This is a genomic window from Catenulispora sp. GAS73 (assembly GCF_041262085.1).
Lineage (GTDB): Bacteria > Actinomycetota > Actinomycetes > Streptomycetales > Catenulisporaceae > Catenulispora.
On the sequence record NZ_JBGCCM010000011.1, the window covers coordinates 230,973 to 251,542 of the forward strand.

The following is a 20,570-nucleotide window of genomic DNA, read 5'->3' on the forward strand; positions in this document are numbered from 1 at the left end:
CCCGTCACCGGTCGCCGTTTTGTGTGTCTTCACTATGGTCCGTCAGGAAGCGCTCGGGCCACAGGCTCTCGTCCGGCTTGAAGCCGACACGCAGCACGCCGTCGGCGATGCGCGCGGTGGCGATCCGGCAGCGCCGCAGCGCGGCCGGCAGCGGGAACGCCCGGCGGTGCGCGGCGACCCCCGGCACCTCGATGCTGACCACCAGCTCGTCGCCGGAGCGCACCAGGCCGAGCTGGTCCCGCTCGACCCCGGGCAGCGGCACGTCGTAGCGGTAGCCGTCGGCCTCGGTGATCATGGTCGGCTCGGGCGGGTCGACCAGCCCCGGGCCGGGATCGGCGTCCTTGTACACGAGCCCGCCGAGGGCTTCGAGCGCCGCGACTCCCAGCGGCTCGTCCGGGACCCGGGTGACGTCGGCGAGGGTGCCGAGATCGGCGCGCAGGCCCTGCAGCGCGAGCAGCGTCGGGGTGGCCTGCAGCAGCGGCTGCGCGGCGGCCGAGGACGAGCCGACGACGCGCACCACGCTGCCGGGGTGCACCAGCGCCGCGCGCACGCCGGCGATCTCGGCGGCGGCGTTGTCGGTCCACTGCGTGACCATCGCGAACGGCGTCGGCAGGCCGACGAGCCCGGCCAGCAGCGGACGCAGCGCGCGGGCCGCCTGGCCCTCGATCGGCCGCACCCGGCGCAGCGCCGCCGCCGCGGTCTCCGGCCAGGCCAGCATCGCCAGCGCGGCCTTCAGCGGCGGGCCGTCGACCACGACGGTGTCCCACTCGGAGGAGGCGACCGCGGTCGAGATCTCGCGCAGCGCGAGGATGTCCGGCAGCCCGGGCACCGGGCCAAGCTCGGCGGCGTCCGGCGCGGACAGCCCCGCCGCGGCCAGCGGACCGGACAGCAGCTTCGCGAGGTCGGCCAGGGCGGTCTCGGTGGCGGCGGCCGGGTCGAAGCGGCGGACGGTCAGGCGGGCCAGGGTCTCCCGGCGGGCGGCGCGCTCGGCGGCGGGGCCGAGTTCACGGTCGGCTTCGCCGTCTTCTTCGAGTTCTTCGAGGTCGAATCCCTCGTCGATATCGAGGACGTTTCCGTCCCCCGACACGCCCGAGGCGCCGAGCACCGCGGCTAATTCGCCCGCGTCGGACACCCCGAGCAGCAGCACCCGGTGGCCCTCGGCGGCGGCCCGCAGCGCGGTGGCCGCGGCCAGGGTCGTGGTGCCCGCACCGCCGGGGCCGGTCAGGAAGAGCAGACGCGTCACGCGGAGATCGCCTCGACACGCTTCTTCAGCCCGGACAGCGCCCGGTCGATGATCAGCTTCTCCACCTTGCGCTTGAGCAGGCCCACCATCGGCAGCTTCACGTCCACCGCGAGCTGGTAGGTGACGTGGCTGCCGGCCTCGGTGGCCTCCAGGACGTAGGAGCCGTCCAGCGCGCGCATCATGTTCGAGGACACCAGGCTCCAGCGAACCTCAACATCGGAGGGGTACTCGTAGGCCAGCGTGTGCTCGTCGCGCAGGGCGCCGGCGTCCATGCGGTACCAGGCCTTGGTGGCGCGGCCCGCGTCGTCCCGTTCTTCGATGCGTACTTCCTTCACTTCAGAGGTCCACTGTGGGTAGGCCTCGAAGTCGGTGATCACCCGCATCACGGCCTCAGGCTGAGCCGCGATGTCGATGCTGGACTTCGTGCGCTCGGACATGGCCCGCCTCCTCGCCGTCGGTGGTTGCGGCCAAGGCTATCGCGTACGCCGCACCTGACGACCGGCCGAGGGTCGAGGCAGGGCATGATGGTGTCCAGCAGTACTGGCATGGCCAGGAGTCGTACAGGTTACGAAACAGCATCAAGTACTACCTACCGGTTGGTAATAAGCAGTAGCGTCAGGGCGCGCCTCGACCCCACGCGGCGCCCGGCCGCCCCGTCGTCCGGCCTCGAAGACGAGGAGTCAAGACAACCGTGCGTGAGTTCAGCGTCCCGCCGCTTTACGAGGTCGGAGCCACCGGCAATCTGACCGACGTGGTGCACAACGCGGCCGAACAGGCCCCCGCCGCGGCACTGCTGGGCCGCAAGGTCGGCGGTGTGTGGCGCGATGTCACCGCCAAGGACTTCCTCGGCGAGGTCACCGCCGTGGCCAAGGGCATCGCCGCCGCCGGGATCGCGGTCGGCGACCGCGTGGCCCTGATGTCCCGTACCCGCTACGAATGGACGCTGCTGGACTTCGCGCTGTTCGAAGCCGGCGCGGTCGTGGTGCCGATCTACGAGACCTCCTCGGCCGAGCAGGTCGAGTGGATCCTGTCGGACTCCGGCGCGGTCGCGGTGTTCGCCGAGACCAGCGCCAACGCCGAGTGCGTGGAGGCCGCGCGTACCGGCGAGACCAGCTCGGGCCTGGGCGGCGCGCCGCTGGTCCGGCAGGTCTGGGTGATCGAGCCGGACAGCGGCAAGACCGCGGTCGAGGAGCTCACCGCGGCCGGCAGCGCGATCAGCGACGAGGACCTGGCCGAGCGCCGCCGCGCCGCTACCCCGGAGTCGCTGGCCTCGATCATCTACACCTCGGGCACCACCGGCCGACCCAAGGGCTGCGTGCTGACCCACGGCACGTTCCTCGCCGAGTGCGAGAACGTGACGCGGATGGCGGCCGCGGCGTTCAACGACTCCGGCTCCACGCTGCTGTTCCTGCCGCTGGCGCACGTTCTGGCCCGGGTCATCCAGACCGCCGCGCTGACCGCGCGGGTGAAGCTGGGGCACTGTTCGGACACCAAGAAGATCGTCGATGAGCTGGGCGGCTTCAAGCCGACCTTCATCCTGTCGGTGCCGCGGGTGTTCGAGAAGGTCTACAACGGCGCGTCGCAGAAGGCGCACGCCGAGGGCAAGGGCGCCATCTTCGACAAGGCCGCGGCCACCGCGATCGCCTGGTCCCGCGCCGAGTACGCGGGCAAGGTGCCGCTGGGCCTGAAGGTCCGGCACGCGGTGTTCGACAAGCTGGTCTACGGCAAGCTGCGCGCGGCCCTGGGCGGCAACGCGACGCTGGCGGTCTCCGGCGGCGCGCCGCTGGGCACCCGGCTGGTGCACTTCTTCCACGGCATCGGCCTGCAGGTGCAGGAGGGGTACGGCCTGACCGAGACGTGCGCGGCGATCACGCTGAACCCGATCGGCAAGTCCCGCCCCGGCACGGTCGGCGTCCCGGTCCCCGGTGCCTCGATCCGTATCGCCGAGGACGGCGAGATCCTGGTCAAGGGCCCGATGCTGTTCTCCGGCTACTACCACAACGACGCCGCCACGGCCGAGGCCATGCAGGACGGCTGGTTCGCCACCGGCGACATCGGCTCGCTGGACAACGAGGGCTACCTGTCCATCACCGGCCGCAAGAAGGAGATCCTGGTCACCGCCGGCGGCAAGAACGTCGCCCCGGCCGTGCTGGAGGACCGGATCAACGCGCACCCGCTGGTGAACCTGTCGATGGTGGTCGGCGACAAGCAGCCGTTCATCGGCGCCCTGGTCACCCTGGACCCGGAGTCGCTGCCGACCTGGGCCGCGGCGCACGGCAAGCCGGCCGACTGGAGCATCGCCGACGCCGCCGCCGACCCGGAGGTGCACGACGAGGTGCGGAAGGCGGTCGACGACGCGAACCGCGCGGTGAGCCACGCCGAGGCGATCAAGAAGTTCACGGTGCTCGGCACGGAGTGGAGCGTCGAGGGCGGGCAGGTGACGCCGTCGATGAAGCTCAAGCGGAACGTGGTGATGCTGGAGAACGCCGCTGACGTGGAGGAGCTTTACGCCGGGGTCGGGTCGACGACCGGGCAGTAGACGGCTGGGCAGTAGCGGTTCTCACAAGCTGGAAGGGCGTCCCTCTGGGGGCGCCCTTTTTGCGTTCAGAAAGGTCCTTCCTCGGCGAAGCGGCGCAGCCCTCGCGCGAAGGCCTCAGCCTCGCCTGGAGGCCACGTCGAAAGCGCCGACGCGACCCGCTCGGCGAAGCGCCCGCGCATCTTTGCGACCGCGGCCGCGCCATCATCCGTGAGGACGAGCAGCACCGAGCGGCGGTCGGCGGGATCGGCCTCGCGGCGGATCAGGCCGGCCGCCTCCAGGCGCGAGGCGTGCCGGCTCACGCCGGAGCGGTCCAAGCCGATCACGGCGGCCAGGTCGGCGGCGTTGCGGGGGCCGGTGCGGGCCAGGCCGCTCAGGACCGGGTAGGCGTTCTCGTCGAGGCCGTCGGCGACGTCCTCGACCAGCGCGGCGTAGAGCCCGGCGCGGGTGCCGCGCTGGATCAGCAGGCCGAGGGATTCGGCGACCTCGTGGCCGAGGTCAGGGTTGTGATCGGGGCTGGGGTCATCGTGCACAGTTTCAGAATAGCGTGCATCGCGCACGCATCTGCTACAGTTCGAGGCACGAGATGCGTGCACCTCGCACGCATCACCGCTTCGGAAGGACTATCCCCATGCCCGCGACCATCGCCACCGCCCTGACCGACCTGCTGCTGACCCCGGGCCTGCCCCTGGACGATGCCCTCGACCGGCACTTCGCGCCGGAGTACCGCCAGCGCACCGACGGGGCGTGGATCGACCGCGCCGGGTTCGCCGAGCACATCGCGCACCTGCGGGGCGTCGTCGCCGACGGGACGATCCGGGTGCACGACGAGCTCGGCGAGGGGGCGGCGTACGCCGAGCGGCACACGATCGACGTCGTGAAGGCCGACGGCTCGACGGCCTCGCACGAGGTGTACGTCTTCGCCGAGCGCGCGCCCGACGGCCGCTTCGTCCGCCTGGAGGAGGTCACGCTGATGGTGGCCGGGAGCGAGGCGGACCGCGGCCTGGGTAGCGCGCGGTAGGTGCTGACCGCAGTACGCAGTGCGTGGTGCGCAGCTACGGCTGCGGCAGCGGCCGCGGCGTCGTGAGCCGGATGTGGTTGCCGGACGGGTCGCGGAACGAGGAGTCGCTGCCCCAGGGCTCGTCAGTCGGCTTCTCGACGAACTCGACGCCGCGCGCCGTCAGGGCGGCGTACTCGGCCTCCAGGTCCTCGGTCGTGAGGAAGAGGGTGCCGGCGAAGCCCTTACCCATCAAGTCCTCGACCTTGGCCCTGGTGGCGTCGTCCATGATCGGCTCGCCGGGGATCGGCATCAGCACGACGCTGATCTCCGGCTGGTGCTCCGGCCCGACGGTGAGCCAGCGGAATCCCCCCATCTCGGGCAGCGTGACATCCATCCGGACCACGAAGCCGAGCTTGCGAGTGTAGAAGTCGAGGGCCACGTCCTGATCGTGGACCCAGAGCTGGGTGCTGAGGTAGGAGATCATGGCCTCACGCTAGGACCCCGGCCCGCGGGTGTCTTCTCGAAACGTCCGGTTCTTCGGCCGGCCGTACGCGCGCAGCACGCAGCCGGGCACGAGGGCGTAGTCGGCGGCCGGCGGATACGCGGCGCGGTAGGCGGCCGGCGGCATGCCGTAGACCCGGGTGAAGCTGGTCGTGAAGGACCCGACACTGGTCAACCCGACCGCGCAGCAGATGTCGGCGACGGCGTAGTCGGTGTACCGCAGCAGCGCGGCAGCCCGCTCCAACCGCCGCGTGAGCAGATAGGCGTGCGGCGACTCCCCGAACGCCCGCCGGAACTCCCGCGAGAAGTGCGCCCGCGACAGCCGCGCCGCCTCGGCGAGGTCGGCGACGGTCAGCGGCTCGGCGTAGCGCGAGTCGGCGAGGTCTTTGGCACGCTGCAGGTGGCGGGCGGGCGGGACGGGGGCCACGGTGCGAGCGTAACCGGGGCGGGTGACATCTGCGGAGCGGAGTCGGGGCTGGTCAGGCTCTTCGCCCCCGGTCTTCGTCGCCACAGACTTCGTCGCCACAGACACAAAGACATGCGTCCCCAGCCGCCCGCCGATACCGTGATCGCATGGTCGACACGCCCGCTGAGCAGCCGAGCGCGGGCTCCGATCCGATGATCCGGGTCCACGACGCCACCGAGCACAACCTCCGCCACGTCGACCTCGCGGTGCCGCGCGACCGGGTGGTGGCGTTCACCGGGGTGTCGGGGTCGGGGAAGTCGTCGCTGGCGTTCGCGACGATCTACGCCGAGGCGCAGCGCCGCTACCTCGAATCCGTCGCCCCGTACGCGCGCCGCCTGATCGAGCAGGCCGGGGCGCCGCGGGTCGGGGGCATCAGCGGACTGCCGCCGGCGGTGGCGCTGCGGCAGCAGTACGGCGCGGGCAGCGCGCGCTCCAGCGTCGGGACGGTGAGCCGGGTCTCGAACGTGCTGCGCATGCTCTACTCCCGCGCGGGCACCTATCCAGCCGGGGCCGAGCCGGTCGACTCCGACTGGTTCTCGCCGAACACCGCGGTCGGCGCCTGCCCGACCTGCCACGGGCTCGGGCGCCGCCACACCGTCGAGGAGGACCGGCTGGTCGGCGATCCCGAGCTGAGCATCCGGCAGGGGGCGGTCGCCGCGTGGCCCGGGGCGTGGCAGGGCAAGAACTACCGCGACATCCTCGGCGAGCTGGGCATCGACATCGACGCGCCGTTCCGGACGCTGCCGGCCGAGCGGCGGCACTGGCTGCTGACCACCGAGGAGCAGCCGGTGGTGACGGTGCATCCGGTCCGCGAGGCGCACCGGATCACCCGGCCGTATCAGGGGACGTACATGTCGCCGCGCAGCTGGGTGCTGCACACCTACGCCACCACGAAGAGCGCGTCGCTGCGGGCCAAGGCCGCGTCTTTCCTGACTGAGGAACCGTGTCCGACCTGCGAGGGACGGCGCCTGAACCCCTTCGCGCTGAGCGTCACCATCGCAGGGGTCGATATCGCCCGCGCCACCGCGCTGCCTCTGACCGAGCTGGCCGATCTGCTGCGTCGGGCTCGTGTTCATCCCGACACCGAGGCACTGTCGCCGGAGCGGCGGCAGGCTGCGGTGGCGCTGATCGAGAATCTTGAGGAGCATCTCAAAACCCTGACTGAGCTCGGTCTCGGGTATCTCGGCACCGATCGGGCCACGTCCACGCTTTCTGGCGGCGAGTCCCAGCGTCTGCATCTGGCTACGCAGCTCGGCAGCGGTTTGTTCGGGGTCTTATACGTGCTCGACGAGCCGTCCGCCGGCCTGCATCCGGCTGACACCGAGCTGCTGCTGACCGCGTTGCAGCGGTTGCGGGCTGCGGGGAACTCGGTCTTCGTGGTCGAACACAACCCGCGGGTGATCGCCGACGCCGACTGGCTCGTCGACCTCGGGCCGGGGGCCGGGACGCATGGTGGCCGCGTGCTGTACAGCGGGCCGGAGGCGGGGCTGAAGGACGTCGCGGAGTCGGCGACCGCGCGTTATCTGTTCGGGAACGCGCCGAGCATCGCGCCGGGCGGCGTTCGCGAGCCGTCGTCGTGGCTGACGCTGCATGACGTCACGCGGCACAACCTCGACGGTGTCACCGTGCGCTTTCCGCTCGGCACGTTGACCGCGGTGACCGGCGTTTCCGGCTCGGGCAAGTCGACGTTGGTCGGGCAGGTGCTGGCGGCTACGGTGCGGGACCACCTCGGTACTTCGGAAGTGGCCGAAAACGATGCGGATTCTTCGGATGAGGACTCCGCCGCGCTGGACGACGACCGTATCGTAGCGATCCCGAAGGCCGAGGGGTTGGAGGCCGTTCACCGGCTGGTTCAGGTGGATCAGAAACCGATCGGGCGGACGCCGCGGTCGAACCTGGCGACTTATACAGGGCTCTTCGATGCTGTTCGCAAGCTGTTCGCGGCCCAGCCGCTCGCCAAGTCGCGCGGGTACACGGCGAGCCGCTTCAGCTTCAACCTGCCCGACGGCAGGTGCCCGAACTGCCAGGGCGAGGGCGTGGTGAGCGTGGAACTCCTTTTCCTGCCTACGGAATCCGCGCCGTGCCCGGTGTGCCACGGTGCGAGGTACAACCCTGAGACGCTGCAGGTTCTCGTCGACGGCAAGTCGGTCGCCGACGTTCTCGCGCTGAGCGTCGAGGACGCGCTGGGCTTCTTCGACGCGCTCGGCGAACTGCCGGCCGCGCACCGCATCCTGCGGCTGCTCGACGACATCGGGCTGGGCTATCTGACGCTCGGCCAGAGCGCGACGACGCTGTCGGGCGGGGAGGCGCAGCGGATCAAGCTGGTGAGTGAGCTGCACCGGGCGCGGCGGGGGCACACGTTGTACCTGCTGGACGAGCCGACCAGCGGGCTGCACCCGGCCGACGCCGACTTGCTGCTGGCGCGGTTGCAGGAGCTTGTCGACCAGGGCAACACGGTGGTGATCGTCGAGCACGACCTGCGGGTCGCGGCGGCTGCCGACTGGCTGCTGGACCTCGGGCCCGGGGCTGGGAGGGACGGTGGGCGGGTCGTGGCCGAGGGGACGCCGGGTCGGGTATCCGGTGGCGGGTCGGGGGTCACGGCGCGATTCTTGGCTGCGTACATCTCTTAGAGGGGTTAGAGGGTTTAGAGGGGAATGAGTAATTTGGAACAGACACGACTGGGCCGCAGTGGTCTGAAGGTCTCGCGCCTGTGCTTGGGCATGATGAGCTACGGCAGCCCGGAGTCCCGGGCCTGGATCCTGCCCGAGGATGCCGCGCTGCCTCTGGTGGCCCGTGCGGCCGAGGCGGGGATCACGTACTTCGACACGGCGGACATGTACTCCGGCGGGGCGAGCGAGGTGGTGACCGGACGGATTCTGCCGAAGCTGTTCGCGCGCCGGGAGGACTACGTCCTGGCGACCAAGGTCTTCTACCCGACCGGGCCTGGCGCGAATGACTCTGGTTTGTCTCGTAAGCACATCATGGCCTCGATCGACGCCTCGCTGCGTCGGCTCGGCACGGACTATCTGGACCTGTACCAGATCCACCGCTGGGATCCCGAGACGCCGATCGAGGAGACGATGGAGGCGCTGCACGATGTGGTGCGCGCCGGGAAGGCGCGGTACATCGGGGCGTCGAGTATGGCGGCGTGGCAGTTCGCGACGGCGCAGTACACCGCGGATCTGAACGGGTGGACGCGGTTTGTGTCGATGCAGAACCACTACAACCTCGTGTATCGCGAGGAGGAGCGGGAGATGATCCCGTTTTGTATCGATCAGGGCGTTGGTATCTTGCCGTGGAGTCCGCTGGCGCGCGGCCTGCTGGCCGGGGCTAGGGATCGGGAGGGTGCGGCTACGACGACTCGGTCGACTAGCGATCCGTTCGCGTCGGAGCTTTACAACGCGGAGGACTATCCGGTGGTGGACGCGGTCGAGGCGATTGCTAAGGCGCGGGGCGTGCCGCCGGCGCAGATCTCGTTGGCGTGGCTGCTGACCCGGCCGGGGGTGACGGCGCCGATCTTCGGCGCGACGAAGCCGCATCACGTTGATGATGCGGTGGCGGCTTTGGAGATCGAGCTTACGGCGGAGGAGGTTGCGGCTGTGGAGGGGCCTTATCGGGCGCGGGGGCTCGCGGGGAGTGGGGGGTAGAGGGTAGGGGGCCCTGTGTCAGGGGGCTGCGGGCGTGGTTGGGTGACTTGGTTGCGGTTGGCGTGTGGTTGGTTTTGCAGGCGATCTTTACGGCTTCGCCAATGGTTGGATGGCCTCGCAGGGGGACGCAGTTCGGTTGAGCGACTCATTTCGCGCTGGCGGCTGGCGGTTTTCGGGGGCACGACCACGCATGCGTCCGAGTCACTGCGCATGTCGTAGGCGGCAATCGTCGTGCGTGGTGGGCACCTTGAGGCCTCCGGCGGGCGCTCTACAGCGAGGGGGCGACCCGTGCGTCCGGCGCTTCGGCGGCGGTCCGCGACTGGTCGGCTTTCTGTCCGCTGTTGCCTGCGTTGCGCTGCTTGGTGGCGGTGTTGCTTGTGGTCGCCGGGTTCTGTGCCCCTCGCCGCGTCGTCGCCTTACGGAACCAGCCCGGTTTGGTGGCGTCAGAGGCTGTTGTCAATCCGAACATAGTGTGTGAGCTGGGAGAATGGTGTGGTTTGGGTGGTGTGGGCTGGTGTTGTTGATGGCAGTGTTCGAGGCGTAGTTGTTGTTCGTTTCGGTGCTGTTGGAGGTGTCGCGGGTGGTGTCGGTGGATGCGCTGCTGGATGGGCATGAGGTGGCGGTGCGGGCGCAGGTGGAGCAGTTGCGGTCGCAGTTGACTGATGCCGAGCGTGTGCTGGAGGAGGTGGCGATCACGCGGCGGACGTTGGCGTTGGTGCTGGCCGGACCGTCGGGCGGGGCCCGGTCGGCCGGGCCCGGTCGGCCTGCGGGGCCGCCTGCTCAGGTGCCGGTGTGTGAGCGGGGTATGAGCGGTGAGGTGTTGCCGGGGGTGTATCGGCAGGTGTGGTCGGCGGTGGCCGACAGTGCTGAGGGGTTGCGGTCGGTGCAGGTGTGCCGGGTGGTGGGCGCCGGTACCGGGACCAATGAGGTGGAGTTGATGCGGTCCAAGCTCAAGCGGCTGGTGCAGCGGGGCTGGCTGGCCGAGCCGGCGCCGGGGTTGTTCCGCCGGGTGTGAGTGGTGCCGCCGGCAGGCCCAGGCGGCGGATCATGGTTTTCAGCATCGCCCAGAAGGTCATGGCCTCGGCGGTGTCGGTGCGGCGTTCGTAGTCGCGTACGCAGCGGCGGCAGCAGCTGATCCAGGCCAGGGTGCGCTCGACCACCCAACGGCGGGGCAGGACCTGAAAGCCTGGGGCGGTTCCGGTGCGTTTGACGATCTCAAGGTGCAGCCGTAGTTGTTCGGCGAGGCAGTCGACCAGCCGTCCGGCGTATCCCCCGTCGGCCCACAGGTGGCTGATGCGCAGGCAGGTGCGGCGCATCCGGGTCAGCAGCGGCAGCGCGCCGTCTCGGTCGTGCAGCCCGGCGGGGGTAAACAGCACCGCCAGCAGCAGCCCCAACGTGTCGGTCACGATGTGTCGTTTGGTGCCGGCCACCTTCTTCGCGGCGTCGAAGCCACGCCGGTCGGCGCCCACCGTGGCCGCCGCGCGCAGCGACTGGGCGTCGATCACCCCGGCACTGGGCTCGGCACCACGCCCGGCCTCCTCGCGGCAGGCCCGCCGAACCCGGTCGTGCAACACCTGCAGCCCCCCGCCATCCCGCCAGCGGCCGAAGAACCGGTAGACCGCGTCCCAAGCCGGGAAATCGGTCGGCATCGCCCGCCACTTGATGCCGTTGTCGACCAGATACAGCACCGCGTCGATCATCTCCCGGTGGCAGAAACCCTCCGGCCGGCCGCCGCGCCCACCCATCCAACCCGGCACCGGAATCAACAGCCTGATCTGCCCCCACTGCGCATCGGTAAGATCGGTGGGATAGACCCGCGCCCGCACCGGCCGGTCACCGGCATTGCCGAACCTGTGCGCCAAACAATCACACGACACGGCGTGGTGCACCGACGACCCAGCATCGATCACGTACAAAGAAGACAACAAGGCCTCCGGCAGCCACTGGCTTAGACACCTGTGAGCTACACCGGAGGCCTTGCCCCTACTCCCAGATCACCCGAACGAGACCACACCAAGCACCCTGTTCGGATTGATAACAGCCTCTCAAGCCGCATCGCTGTTGCTGTGGTCCGGCTCCGTCCGGCTGGACACCACCAAACCGGCCAGGTTGGCTTCGCCCGCCGACGCGGCGAGGGACCCAGAACCAACACCCCGCATGGTCCGGTCGGACACCACTCACCACGTGGCCAGCCGGGGCTGGCCCGTCACCGCCCGGGCGGCGCCCTGCACACCGCCGGGCCGCACCAGCCGGGCCGCCATGAGGCGAGTCAGGCCTCTGCTCCGGCCTCCGGCGCCGCGCCCATCCCGAACCAGTCGTGGATCGGTCGCACCTCGACAGCCACCACGTGGAAGTCCAGTACTCGCGCCGCGATCTCCTTCGCGCGCTCCGCGCTCTCGCACTCGACCACGTAGTACGCCGTCACGTGCTCTGCCGCCGCCGCGAATGGTCCGTCCGCCGCCGTCGGGGCGGCGTCGGGTTGCCAGCGCAGGGTCGTGGTGTCTGCTGGGAACGCCAGGCCGGCGCCGTTCAGCATCTCGCCGGTGCTCTCCAGGTCCTTGTGGAGGGCTTCGTGGCGGGCGAAGACGGCGGTGCGTTCGGTGGGGGTCATCGCGGCGGTGGTTGCGGGGTCGGCGTACATCAGGACCATGAATTTCATGGGGCGACGGTAGCTGTCGGGTCCAACAGGCGGCGGAGGGTGGCGGCGATCGAGTCCCACTGCCAGGTCTGCTCGACCCAGGCTCGGCCGCGTTCGCCCATGGCCTTGGCCTTCACCGGGTCCTGCAGGAGTTCCACGCAGCGGGTGGCTGTGCGCTCGACTGAGTCGCCGGGGACCACGTAGCCGGTTTCGCCCTCCAGGACTGCCTCTGGGGCGCCGCCGCTGTCGCCGGCGATTACCGGGAGGCCGACTGCTGAGGCCTCCAGGTAGACGATGCCGAGGCCCTCGACGTCCAGGCCGAAGCGGCGGGTGCGGCAGGGCATTGCGAAGATGTCGCCGACTGCGAACAGGGTTGGCAGTTGCTCCCAGGGGACCGAGCCGGTGAAGATCACGTGCTCGGCGACGCCCTGCTCGGCCGCCAGCTTCTGCAGGGTCTCCTTGTATGGGCCGCCGCTGCCGATCAGCAGGGCGGCGTCGGGGACGGCGCGGCGGATCAGGGGCAGGGCCCTGATCAGGGTGTCTTGGCCCTTGCGGGGTACCAGGCGGGACACGCAGGCCACGACCGGGCGGTCGGCGAGGCCGAGGGAGGCGCGGAGCTCGGCTGCGCCGGCGGGGTGCGGGTGGAACATGTCGACGTCCACGCCTGGTGTGAGCTGCACCATGCGGGACGCTGCCGCGGGGCTCAGGGCCTGGGCGATGCGCGCGCGGTGGTACTCGTTGAGGTAGGTGACGCAGTCCACCTCGTCGGCGATCTTGCGGAGGAGGTCGCGGGCGCCGGGGAGTTTGGCCCAGCCGGACTCGTGGCCGTGGGTGGTGGCGACCAGGCGCTGGACGCCGGCCTTGCGGAGTGCGGGTGCCATCAGCCCCAGGGGAGCCGCCGCGCCGAACCACACCGATTCCGCGCCGATCTCCTTGGCGATCGCCACGGCGCGCTTCGTCCGGTCCGGGGTCGGCAGGAGCATGCCGGTCTTCTCGCGGATCACCCGGTGCTTCTGCTGGGAGTCGAACTCGCGGCAGCGCGACGGGTCGCCGTGCCAGGAGGAGGCGTAGACCACGGTCTGCTCGGCGGGCAGCCGCTCGACCATGTTCTGCACGAACTGCTGGATCCCGCCGGGCCGGGGCGGGTAGTCGTTCGTGACCACGAGAATCGTCAAGGTCGGCCTTCCATCTGCGACAGCCCGCTAACTCAACGGAGTTTAGCCGGTGCCGGCCCCCGGTTCGGACGCGCCGGGCCGAGCACCGCGCGGGGCCGATTAGGATGGCACGCACCATGAGGATCGTCCGCCGCCAGCCCGTCGTGCCCTGGTACGCGGCCACCCGCGCCCTGCTGCTCCTGCTGGCCCTGAACGTCCTCCCGTACTTCAACCGCGGCGCGGTCACCGGTGACGTCAAGCTGTACCACCAGTGGATCACCGAGTCGTTCGACCACGGACGGTTCCCGCTCGACGACCAGAAGTGGCAGTACCCGCCCGGCGCCGCCGCCCCGCTGCTGCTCCCGCACTGGCTGCCCGGCAGCTACTACGTGCTGTTCTTCCTGATGTGCCTGGCGGCCGACGTCGCGGTGTTCGCGATGCTGCTGCGGGCGGCGAGACGAGGTGATCCCGAGCAGCCGTCGCCTGCCGGCCCCTGGCTGTGGACGCTCGGGATCGCCGCGATCGGGCCGATGGCCTACGGCCGCTACGACCTGGTCGTCACCGCGAGCGCCGTCGCCGCGCTGACCGTGACGCTGCGTTCCAAACGGTCCACAGCCGTGGCGCGCGGCGTCCTGATCGGCGTCGGCGCGTTCCTCAAGCTGTGGCCCGCGGCGTTCCTGTTCGGGGCGCCGAAGCGGCGCAACGGCCGGCTGCTGTTCGGCGTGGCGGCGGCCACGGCTGCGATACCTACGCTGGCACTGGAGCTGTTCTTCCCGGGTGTGCTGTCCTTCTTGACTAATCAGAAGAGCCGCGGGATCCAGATCGAGTCGGTGTTCGCGACGCCGTTCCTGGCCGGCAAGTGGTTCGGCTGGTCCGGACACATCGAGAACACTCAGTACGGCGCGTACGAGTACATCGGACCTGGCGTCTCGTTGGCCGGCAAAGCGGCGCTGGTCTCGACCGCGGTCGGGGTGGTCGTGCTGCTGCTGATCCGGCGGCGGGTGGCGGTACGCGGCGGTTTCCCGTTCCCGGCGATGATGGCCGATGTGGGCTTCGCGGGCGTACTGGTCTTCGTCGTCACCAGCCGCGTGCTGTCGCCGCAGTACCTGGTGTGGCTCCTCGGCGTGGCCGCCGTGTGCCTGGCCCGCCGCGAGACCCTGATGCGCACGCCGGCCTGGCTGGTCCTCGGCGCGGTCTCGGTGACCCAGCTGATCTTCCCGCTCTTCTACCACTCGCTGCGCGGCGGCCAGATCTACTCCGGCCTGATCCTGATGGGACGCAACGCGGCGTTGGTGGTCGCGGCGGTGCTGGCGCTGCGCGCGCTCTGGCGGGCGACCGGACCGGCGTCGGGACCTGTGCTGTCAGGGGTGCTTCTTGGCGAGGATCGCCGTGACGGTGTGCGCCTCGTTCAGGACGAAGGTGCGCCACTTGACCGTGAAGTCGGCCGTGGTGGTGTCGAGCACGGTCCGGAACGCGTGGTCGACGGGGTCGTCGGTCCCGGACGGGTCGGTGCCGACAGCCTTGTAGAACGCGACTAGCTTCGCCTGTCCGTACTTCTGCGCGATCAGCGCGCATGCCAGATTGCTGATCTGGTACGTCCGCGACACCGAGTCGCCCGATCCGGCGAAGTCGTCGGTGGTCGGCAGCTCCTGAGGCCGCCAGCCGTCCTTCGACACCGCGCTCGCCAGTTCCTCGAACCGCCGGTCGAGGGAGATGGACGAGCCGAGGTAGCCGGTGTAGTCGGCCGCGCCCTCGGAGAGCCACAGCGGCACCGCCGGCGTGGTCCAGGCGCGCGTGGCGACATGCGTGAGCTCGTGGTCGAAGAAGAACTGCCAGGCGTCCGGCGCTTCGCCGTTGAAGGCGTCCGGGTTGACCAGCACCCGGCTGGCCGGGGCCGCGGTCAGTGCCTGGCCGCCCTCGCCGGCGGTGATCGCGACCACCCCGGTCAGGCTCCCGGCGGCGCTGTTCAACAGCGTCTCGACCTGCGCCTGGGTATTCGGGACGACGACCACGACGGTCCCCTTCCAGCCCGCCGCGCCCCACACCGACGCCGCCTTCGTCGCGGCGTGGTCGGCCAGGTCCGCGAACGGCTTGAGCCGCTGCTCGCCGCCGAGCCCGAGGACCAGCGACCGCGAGCCGTGCACGACCGAGACCGCGCCCTGATCCCAAATCTGGGTGTCCGAGTGCAGACCAGCGGCTGCGGCGTCGCTGTTAGTGGACAGCAGCCACCTGTCTCCGCGCTCGACGAATGTCAGATACCGGGTGTCGGTCACCGGCTTGTAGTCGACGCCGGATAGCTCGTAGGACTCGGTCACCTGGTACAGGCGCGCCGAACCGAGCTTCCTCGCCACCGTGCTCTGGCCGGCGGTCAGCGTCACGGTCCACGAGGCCAGCGGCAGCGCCGTCAGGTTGTCGAAGACCTGCGCGTCGGCGGCGCCGAACGTCCCGCCGACGTCGGTGGCGAGGTAGGCGGCCTTGTCGTGGGCGGCGACGGCGGCCGTCCGGGCGGCCAGGGTGGCGGCCACGGCCGCCTGCACCTTCGCCTCGGGCTGCGCCCCCGAGGAGTCGACAGCGCATCGCGCGGCGACGGCCACGATCACGACCGCCAGCAGCGCCGCACCGGCGCGCACCGGTCCCCTGCCGAGGCGGGAGGTCGGCCCGTCCGGTCGCCGCAGCCCTGCTATGCCCGCCATAGCGGACCATGCTAAGCCTTGCGGTCGAACATCCGGGCCACCCCGGCGACACCGCAGGCAGCCTGCTCACCTGCCGGTCTCACGCACCGTCACCGGCAGGAGCGCCAGTCCTCGCAGGTTGATCCGGCCGTTCCACACCGGCTCCCCTGCCAGCCCCAGACCGGGGAACCTCGCGACCATCCGCTCGACCGCGACCCGGGCCTCCAGGCGGGCCAGCGCCGCGCCGAGGCAGTGGTGCGGGCCGCCGCCGAACGCCACGTGGTTGCGGGCGTTGGGACGGTCCAGGCGCAGCTCGTCGGCGTCCGGGCCCCAGTACGCCTCGTCGCGGTTGGCCGCGGCCAGGCCGGCGATGACGAACGCGCCCTTCGGGATCAGCTTGCCGCGCACCTCGTACGGCTCCAGGATGATCCGCCGCGACTGCTGCACCGGGCTGTCGTAGCGCAGCATTTCCTCAACGGCGTTGACGGCCAGCTGCGGCGCCTCGCGCAGCTTCTTCAGCTCCTCGGGGGCGTTCAGCAGGGCCAGCGTGCCGTTGCCGATCAGGTTGACCGTGGTCTCGTGGCCGGCGACGTACAGCAGCACCACCTGGGCCACCAGCTCCTCGTCGGAGAGCCGGTCGCCGTCCTGCTCGGCGGCGATCAGCGCGGTCAGCAGATCCTCGCCGGGATGCTCGCGCTTGTAGGCGATCAGACCCCGGACGATGTCCTGCATCTCCAGACGCGCCCGGTTGATGTCCATCAGCAGATCCGGGTCGCCTATCGGCTCCAGCGTGCGGACCAGCAGGCCGCTCAGCTCCCTGATCCGCACGTGGTCGGTGTCCGGGATGCCGAGCATCCGGGAGATGACGGCGAACGGGATCGGGAAGGCGACGGCCTCGATCAGGTCGCCGCCGCCGGCGTCGGCGAGCCGGTCCAGGGCGGCGTCCACGAGCTCGGTGACGAACGGCTCCAGCGCGGCCACCGAACGGGGCGTGAAGACCTTCGAGACCAGGCAGCGCAGCCGGGTGTGGTCCGGCGGGTCGCGGTCGAGCATGGACATGCCGTACGCGTCGAGGGTGTCCCCGGTCGCGGGACCGGCGGCCTCGATCATGGCATCGGCCTGGAGCCGCGCCGCGCTGTCCTCGGCGGAATTGCGGTAGTCGACGGAGTTGGCCGAGCGCAGCAGCGCGGAGACGTCGTCGTGCCGGGACAGGACCCAGAAGCCGAACGGGTGCTCGTGGACCGGTTCCTCGGCCCGGAGCCGGCCGTACGCCGGATAGGGGTTGTCGGTGTATCCCGGGGCGAACGGGTTGAAGAGCGGTTCGGGCTGTTCGAGCGTTTCGAGATCAGTCATGCGGACTCCCCTCGGTCTCCGGGTCCGTCGGGGCCCGGACGACCCTTCGGATACTCAGAGTCGGAAACATACACTGTGTATGTCGTATGCTCTGGGCATGTCCGGTGTCAAGAGCAGGCGCGAGCAGTACTCGGAAGCGACCCGCGCGGCTCTGTTGGAGGCCGCCGCGCGCCGGTTCGCAGAGCACGGCTTCGCCGGTACGGCGCTGGAGGACGTCGCCGCCGACATCCAGGCCACGCGCGGCGCGGTCTACCACCACTTCGCCAACAAGACGGCGCTGTTCCGCGCGGTGCACGAACAGGCCGAGGCCGAGATGCTGAAGCGGGTCGAGGCCGCCGCCGCGGTGCACGCCGACGACGTCCGCGCCGCCGCCGAGGCCGCGCTGGAGGAGTTCCTGGAGTGCTGCTGCGAGCCGGAGTACGGCCGATTGGTGTGGCAGGAGGCGCCGGTGGCGCTGGGCTGGTCGGACTGGAAGGCGAGCGAGGAGCAGTACGCCTTCGGGCTGATCGAGCGGACCATCAAAGCCCTGATCGACGCCGGCGCGCTGCCTCCACTTCCAGCCGGCACGATGGCGCGCGCGGTGTTCCAACTGCTCGGCGCGGCCGGGATCGAGCTGGCGCTGACGGCGGAGTCGGACAAGATCCGGGTGAAGGACGAGTACGCGCAAGTGCTGCGCTACATGGTCGGTGACAAGTCCTGATCTAATCGGGACATGGCCGAGCTGATCGGGAAGAACGGGACGTGGACCTTCGACGGTGACGTGGTGCGCGTCGTGCCGAGTCACGAGAAGGATGTCCCGCGGCTGCGTTCGGCACTGGGCGAGATCGCGGTACCGCTGGAGGCGGTGGCCGGAATCGCTTTCGAAGCCGGGACGAAGGCGAAGAACAGCGCGGGCCGCATCCGTCTCCGGCTGCGCGTCGGCGCCGATCCGCTGGTGCAGGCCTGCGGCGGCCGGCTCGCCGACGAGGCCGACCCCTACCAGCTAGAAGTGCCGGTCGAACGCGGCGGTGTCGCGGAGTACTTCGCCGACGAGGTGCGTAACGCACTGAGCGTGGCGCAGATCTCCGCAGAGCCGACCGACCAGTACCTGATCGCGCCGCCGTCGGTGCCGATCTCGGCCACCGGGAACGACGGCACCGCCTCCTTCGACGGCGACACCGTACGCCTGGAGTGGGGCTGGCTGGCCGACGGGAAGAAGCGCACGGCCGGGAACCGCACGTGGCCGCTGGCGGCGCTGGAGAGCGTGGAGTGGCGGCCTGCGGTGGGGATGGACTGGGGCTGGATCCGTTTCCGCGTGCGCGGGGACGCCGGGATCGTCTCGGCGAACCCGCGACTGGACCCGAACTGTCTGGCGCTGTGGGGGACGAAGAAGGAGAGCGGGACCAGCGCGGTGTTGGCCGCCGCGATCGTGGGGCGGATGGCGCACCCGAATGCGAGCCCTGAGACACCCGCGCCGTCCGCGCCCGCCGCCGTTTCCGATCACGACGCGCTGCTGCGGCGGCTGCGGGAGCTGGGCGGTCTGCACCGCGACGGCATCCTCACCGACGAGGAGTTCGCGACGGCCAAGCAGGCCGTGCTGAAGCAAATGTAGGAGCGGCCGGACCGGTGGGAGTAGGAGGGGCAGCTCAGCACCCGATGGACTTGCGGACGTCGGAGGGCGCCCCTCGCACGACGCCTTCGCAGATCGCTGTCCCGAGATCGACCGCAGTCCATTGGGCGCCGTCGTATTCGTAGACGACCACGGCGTTGCCGAAGCTCACCGACGTGAGTCGGCCCCCGGCCCAGCCCTGGTCGCACTTCTGGACGGTGACCTTCGCGTCGGAGGGCAGCGAGCCGCTGTTCCTCTGCTCGGCGAGGGTGTACGCCTCCTTGTTGTCGAGGCACGCCGGGTTCGGCGCCGTGTCCTTCGACGTCGGAGCCGTCATCGACGGAGCCGTCACCGGAACGTTGGTCGGCGGCGCGCCCGCGCTCTTCGAGCCGGAGGTCGCCGGTGCCGGGGTCGAGGGCTGCGAATCCGACCGGGACACCGACGGGGTGCCCGCCGACTCCGAAGGCGTCCCGAAGCCCGGCTCGGGGGCCGCCGAGTCGGACACCGGCGGGCTCGCGGCGGACGGCGACGAGCCGGAGCTCGTCGAGACCAGGGCCGCCGCCGTGCCGCCGACCGCGAGCGCCGCCACGGCCAGGACCGCGGTGAGGGCCCGCCTCGGGCCGCGAGCACGCCGATCGCCACGCCCGCCGACGACCGTCGAGCCCTCCGGCGCGCCGGACCGGACCGAGGTCGGGGGTTCGGCGGGCCCGGCTCCGGTGTCGGATATCGCGGCCAGCAGCGGCACCACGGCGACATCCTCCGGCGCGCCGCCGTCGCGCAGCGCGGCCACCACCGCGTCGTGCTGTTCGGTGATCAGCGCGTGCACGGCGTCGGGCCAGGTCCGGGTCACCGCCGGCACGTCGCCGAGCTGCGCGAGCACCTGCTCCGGCGTCGGACGCGCGGCCGGGTCCTTGGCCAGGCAGGCCGCGAGGACGGCGCGCAGCTGCTCGGGCGCCGCCTCCAGGTCGGGCTCGGCGTGCACGACGTTGTACAGCGTGGCCGGGGTCGAGGCGCCCATGAACGGCTCGGTGCCGGTGCACGCCATGTACACCACCGCGCCGAGCGAGAAGATGTCGCTGGCCGGGGTCAGCGGCTTGCTCTCGGCCTGCTCGGGCGACATGTAGCCGGGCGAGCCGACCAGCCAGCCGGTGTGCGTGAGCTCGCTGGTGTTGCCGTCGGTGACGCGCGCCACGCCGAAGTCGATGACCCGCGGGCCGTCGGCGGCCAGCAGCACGTTGGAGGGCTTCAGGTCGCGGTGCACGAGCCCGACGGCGTGGATCTCGCCGAGCGCGGTGGCCAGCCCGGCGGCCAGCCGTACGGCGGTGTCCGCGGGCAGCGGTCCGGCGGCGTCGATCGCCTCGCGCAGCGAGGGGCCCGGCACGAACACCGTGACCAGCCACGGGATCTCGGTCTCCACGTCGGCGTCGACGACCGGCGCGGTGTAGGCGCCGGAGACCCGCCGCGAGGCGGCCACCTCCCGGCGGAAGCGCTCCCGGAACCCGGGCTCCTCGACGTGCTGCACGTGCACGAGCTTGAGCGCCACGAGCCGCCCGTCCGGCGCCCCGGCCAGGAAGACCCTCCCCATACCGCCGCGCCCGAGCTGAGCGAAGATCCGGTAGGGTCCGATCCGCCGCGGATCGGATAACCCCAGTGGCTTCATAGACGCCCACCCTAAAGGGGATGCTTTCTCTGGGGAAACGCCAGGGGGCGGTTCTGGGCGGACGCGCCGCGCGAATCCGGTGGTCGTCGGGCAGGTCCGGATTGAGGTTCGG

At 70.8% G+C, this 20,570-nt stretch carries 19 protein-coding genes; 8 read left to right on the forward strand and 11 right to left on the reverse strand.

Translation table 11 applies throughout. From position 1 onward, the window contains the following. Nucleotides 1-4 precede the first annotated feature (4 nt). Complete coding sequence (locus tag ABH935_RS18935) at nt 5-1,243, reverse strand: ArsA-related P-loop ATPase (RefSeq protein ID WP_370379215.1); 1,239 nt, start codon at nt 1,241-1,243, stop codon at nt 5-7. After that, the gene (locus ABH935_RS18940; RefSeq protein ID WP_370379216.1) at nt 1,240-1,680 is read right to left on the reverse strand and encodes an SRPBCC family protein; all 441 of its coding nucleotides are present in this window, start codon (nt 1,678-1,680) and stop codon (nt 1,240-1,242) included. Before ABH935_RS18940 ends, ABH935_RS18935 begins: the two co-directional genes overlap by 4 nt. A 254-nt stretch (nt 1,681-1,934) precedes the next feature. On the opposite strand from ABH935_RS18940, the gene ABH935_RS18945 reads away from it, so the two are divergent. Next, on the forward strand, nt 1,935-3,782 hold the full coding sequence (locus tag ABH935_RS18945) for a long-chain fatty acid--CoA ligase (protein WP_370379217.1): 1,848 nt from the start codon (nt 1,935-1,937) through the stop codon (nt 3,780-3,782). Between the two features lie 65 nt (nt 3,783-3,847). Here ABH935_RS18945 and ABH935_RS18950 read toward each other — a convergent pair whose 3' ends face one another. Next, complete coding sequence (locus ABH935_RS18950; protein WP_370379218.1) at nt 3,848-4,312, reverse strand: MarR family winged helix-turn-helix transcriptional regulator; 465 nt, start codon at nt 4,310-4,312, stop codon at nt 3,848-3,850. Nucleotides 4,313-4,410: 98 nt separating this feature from the next. On the opposite strand from ABH935_RS18950, the gene ABH935_RS18955 reads away from it, so the two are divergent. Next, on the forward strand, nt 4,411-4,800 hold the full coding sequence (locus ABH935_RS18955; protein WP_370379219.1) for a nuclear transport factor 2 family protein: 390 nt from the start codon (nt 4,411-4,413) through the stop codon (nt 4,798-4,800). A 34-nt stretch (nt 4,801-4,834) separates the two neighbouring features. Here ABH935_RS18955 and ABH935_RS18960 read toward each other — a convergent pair whose 3' ends face one another. Beyond that, nucleotides 4,835-5,263, reverse strand: a complete 429-nt coding sequence (locus ABH935_RS18960) for a VOC family protein (RefSeq protein ID WP_370379220.1) — start codon at nt 5,261-5,263, stop codon at nt 4,835-4,837. Nucleotides 5,264-5,272: 9 nt separating this feature from the next. Next, nucleotides 5,273-5,707: a helix-turn-helix transcriptional regulator gene (locus tag ABH935_RS18965; protein ID WP_370379221.1), complete on the reverse strand. Its 435-nt coding sequence runs from the start codon at nt 5,705-5,707 to the stop codon at nt 5,273-5,275. A 146-nt stretch (nt 5,708-5,853) separates the two neighbouring features. Here ABH935_RS18965 and ABH935_RS18970 point away from each other — a divergent pair, with 146 nt between their 5' ends. Then, on the forward strand, nt 5,854-8,376 hold the full coding sequence (locus ABH935_RS18970) for an ABC transporter (protein WP_370379222.1): 2,523 nt from the start codon (nt 5,854-5,856) through the stop codon (nt 8,374-8,376). Between the two features lie 33 nt (nt 8,377-8,409). Continuing rightward, a complete protein-coding gene (locus tag ABH935_RS18975; protein ID WP_370379268.1) occupies nt 8,410-9,393 on the forward strand; it encodes an aldo/keto reductase in 984 nt (327 codons plus the stop codon). Nucleotides 9,394-9,661: 268 nt separating this feature from the next. On the opposite strand, the gene ABH935_RS18980 is transcribed toward ABH935_RS18975, so the two are convergent. Beyond that, nucleotides 9,662-9,853, reverse strand: a complete 192-nt coding sequence (locus ABH935_RS18980) for a hypothetical protein (protein ID WP_370379223.1) — start codon at nt 9,851-9,853, stop codon at nt 9,662-9,664. 87 nt (nt 9,854-9,940) lie between these two features. Here ABH935_RS18980 and ABH935_RS18985 point away from each other — a divergent pair, with 87 nt between their 5' ends. After that, nucleotides 9,941-10,408, forward strand: coding sequence for a hypothetical protein (locus tag ABH935_RS18985; RefSeq protein ID WP_370379224.1), 468 nt, complete (start codon nt 9,941-9,943; stop codon nt 10,406-10,408). Here the strand turns inward: ABH935_RS18985 and ABH935_RS18990 are convergent. From ABH935_RS18990 to ABH935_RS19000, 3 genes are all read right to left on the reverse strand, one after another. Further along, a complete protein-coding gene (locus ABH935_RS18990; RefSeq protein ID WP_370379225.1) occupies nt 10,344-11,318 on the reverse strand; it encodes an IS5 family transposase in 975 nt (324 codons plus the stop codon). The two genes, ABH935_RS18985 and ABH935_RS18990, sit on opposite strands and share 65 nt — an antisense overlap. 344 nt (nt 11,319-11,662) lie before the next feature. After that, complete coding sequence (locus ABH935_RS18995) at nt 11,663-12,052, reverse strand: YciI family protein (protein WP_370379226.1); 390 nt, start codon at nt 12,050-12,052, stop codon at nt 11,663-11,665. Continuing rightward, complete coding sequence (locus ABH935_RS19000; RefSeq protein WP_370379227.1) at nt 12,049-13,206, reverse strand: glycosyltransferase family 4 protein; 1,158 nt, start codon at nt 13,204-13,206, stop codon at nt 12,049-12,051. The genes ABH935_RS18995 and ABH935_RS19000 overlap by 4 nt, the downstream gene beginning before the upstream one ends. 116 nt (nt 13,207-13,322) lie before the next feature. Between ABH935_RS19000 and ABH935_RS19005 the strand changes: the two genes are divergently transcribed. Beyond that, nucleotides 13,323-14,723 (forward strand): glycosyltransferase 87 family protein, encoded by a 1,401-nt coding sequence (locus ABH935_RS19005; protein ID WP_370379228.1) that lies wholly within the window; start codon nt 13,323-13,325, stop codon nt 14,721-14,723. A gap of 1,221 nt (nt 14,724-15,944) precedes the next feature. Here the strand turns inward: ABH935_RS19005 and ABH935_RS19010 are convergent. Next, the gene (locus ABH935_RS19010) at nt 15,945-17,210 is read right to left on the reverse strand and encodes a cytochrome P450 (protein ID WP_370379229.1); all 1,266 of its coding nucleotides are present in this window, start codon (nt 17,208-17,210) and stop codon (nt 15,945-15,947) included. Nucleotides 17,211-17,307: 97 nt separating this feature from the next. Between ABH935_RS19010 and ABH935_RS19015 the strand changes: the two genes are divergently transcribed. Together ABH935_RS19015 and ABH935_RS19020 are read left to right on the forward strand one after the other, a co-directional pair. After that, nucleotides 17,308-17,910, forward strand: coding sequence for a TetR family transcriptional regulator (locus ABH935_RS19015; RefSeq protein WP_370379230.1), 603 nt, complete (start codon nt 17,308-17,310; stop codon nt 17,908-17,910). A gap of 12 nt (nt 17,911-17,922) precedes the next feature. Continuing rightward, entirely contained in the window at nt 17,923-18,801 is an 879-nt protein-coding gene (locus ABH935_RS19020) for a DUF4429 domain-containing protein (RefSeq protein WP_370379231.1), read from the forward strand. A gap of 34 nt (nt 18,802-18,835) precedes the next feature. On the opposite strand, the gene ABH935_RS19025 is transcribed toward ABH935_RS19020, so the two are convergent. Continuing rightward, on the reverse strand, nt 18,836-20,458 hold the full coding sequence (locus tag ABH935_RS19025) for a protein kinase (protein ID WP_370379232.1): 1,623 nt from the start codon (nt 20,456-20,458) through the stop codon (nt 18,836-18,838). Between the last annotated feature and the right edge of the window lie 112 nt (nt 20,459-20,570).

Excerpts from the sequence above, each read along its gene's own strand:
- ABH935_RS18940 (WP_370379216.1), bottom strand. The coding sequence starts at position 1,680 with ATGTCCGAGCGCACGAAGTCCAGCATCGACATCGCGGCTCAGCCTGAG.
- ABH935_RS18955 (WP_370379219.1), top strand. The coding sequence starts at position 4,411 with ATGCCCGCGACCATCGCCACCGCCCTGACCGACCTGCTGCTGACCCCG.
- ABH935_RS18960 (WP_370379220.1), bottom strand. The coding sequence starts at position 5,263 with ATGATCTCCTACCTCAGCACCCAGCTCTGGGTCCACGATCAGGACGTG.
- ABH935_RS18970 (WP_370379222.1), top strand. The coding sequence starts at position 5,854 with ATGGTCGACACGCCCGCTGAGCAGCCGAGCGCGGGCTCCGATCCGATG.
- ABH935_RS18995 (WP_370379226.1), bottom strand. The coding sequence starts at position 12,052 with ATGAAATTCATGGTCCTGATGTACGCCGACCCCGCAACCACCGCCGCG.
- ABH935_RS19005 (WP_370379228.1), top strand. The coding sequence starts at position 13,323 with ATGAGGATCGTCCGCCGCCAGCCCGTCGTGCCCTGGTACGCGGCCACC.
- ABH935_RS19010 (WP_370379229.1), bottom strand. The coding sequence starts at position 17,210 with ATGACTGATCTCGAAACGCTCGAACAGCCCGAACCGCTCTTCAACCCG.
- ABH935_RS19015 (WP_370379230.1), top strand. The coding sequence starts at position 17,308 with ATGTCCGGTGTCAAGAGCAGGCGCGAGCAGTACTCGGAAGCGACCCGC.
- ABH935_RS19020 (WP_370379231.1), top strand. The coding sequence starts at position 17,923 with ATGGCCGAGCTGATCGGGAAGAACGGGACGTGGACCTTCGACGGTGAC.
- ABH935_RS19025 (WP_370379232.1), bottom strand. The coding sequence starts at position 20,458 with ATGAAGCCACTGGGGTTATCCGATCCGCGGCGGATCGGACCCTACCGG.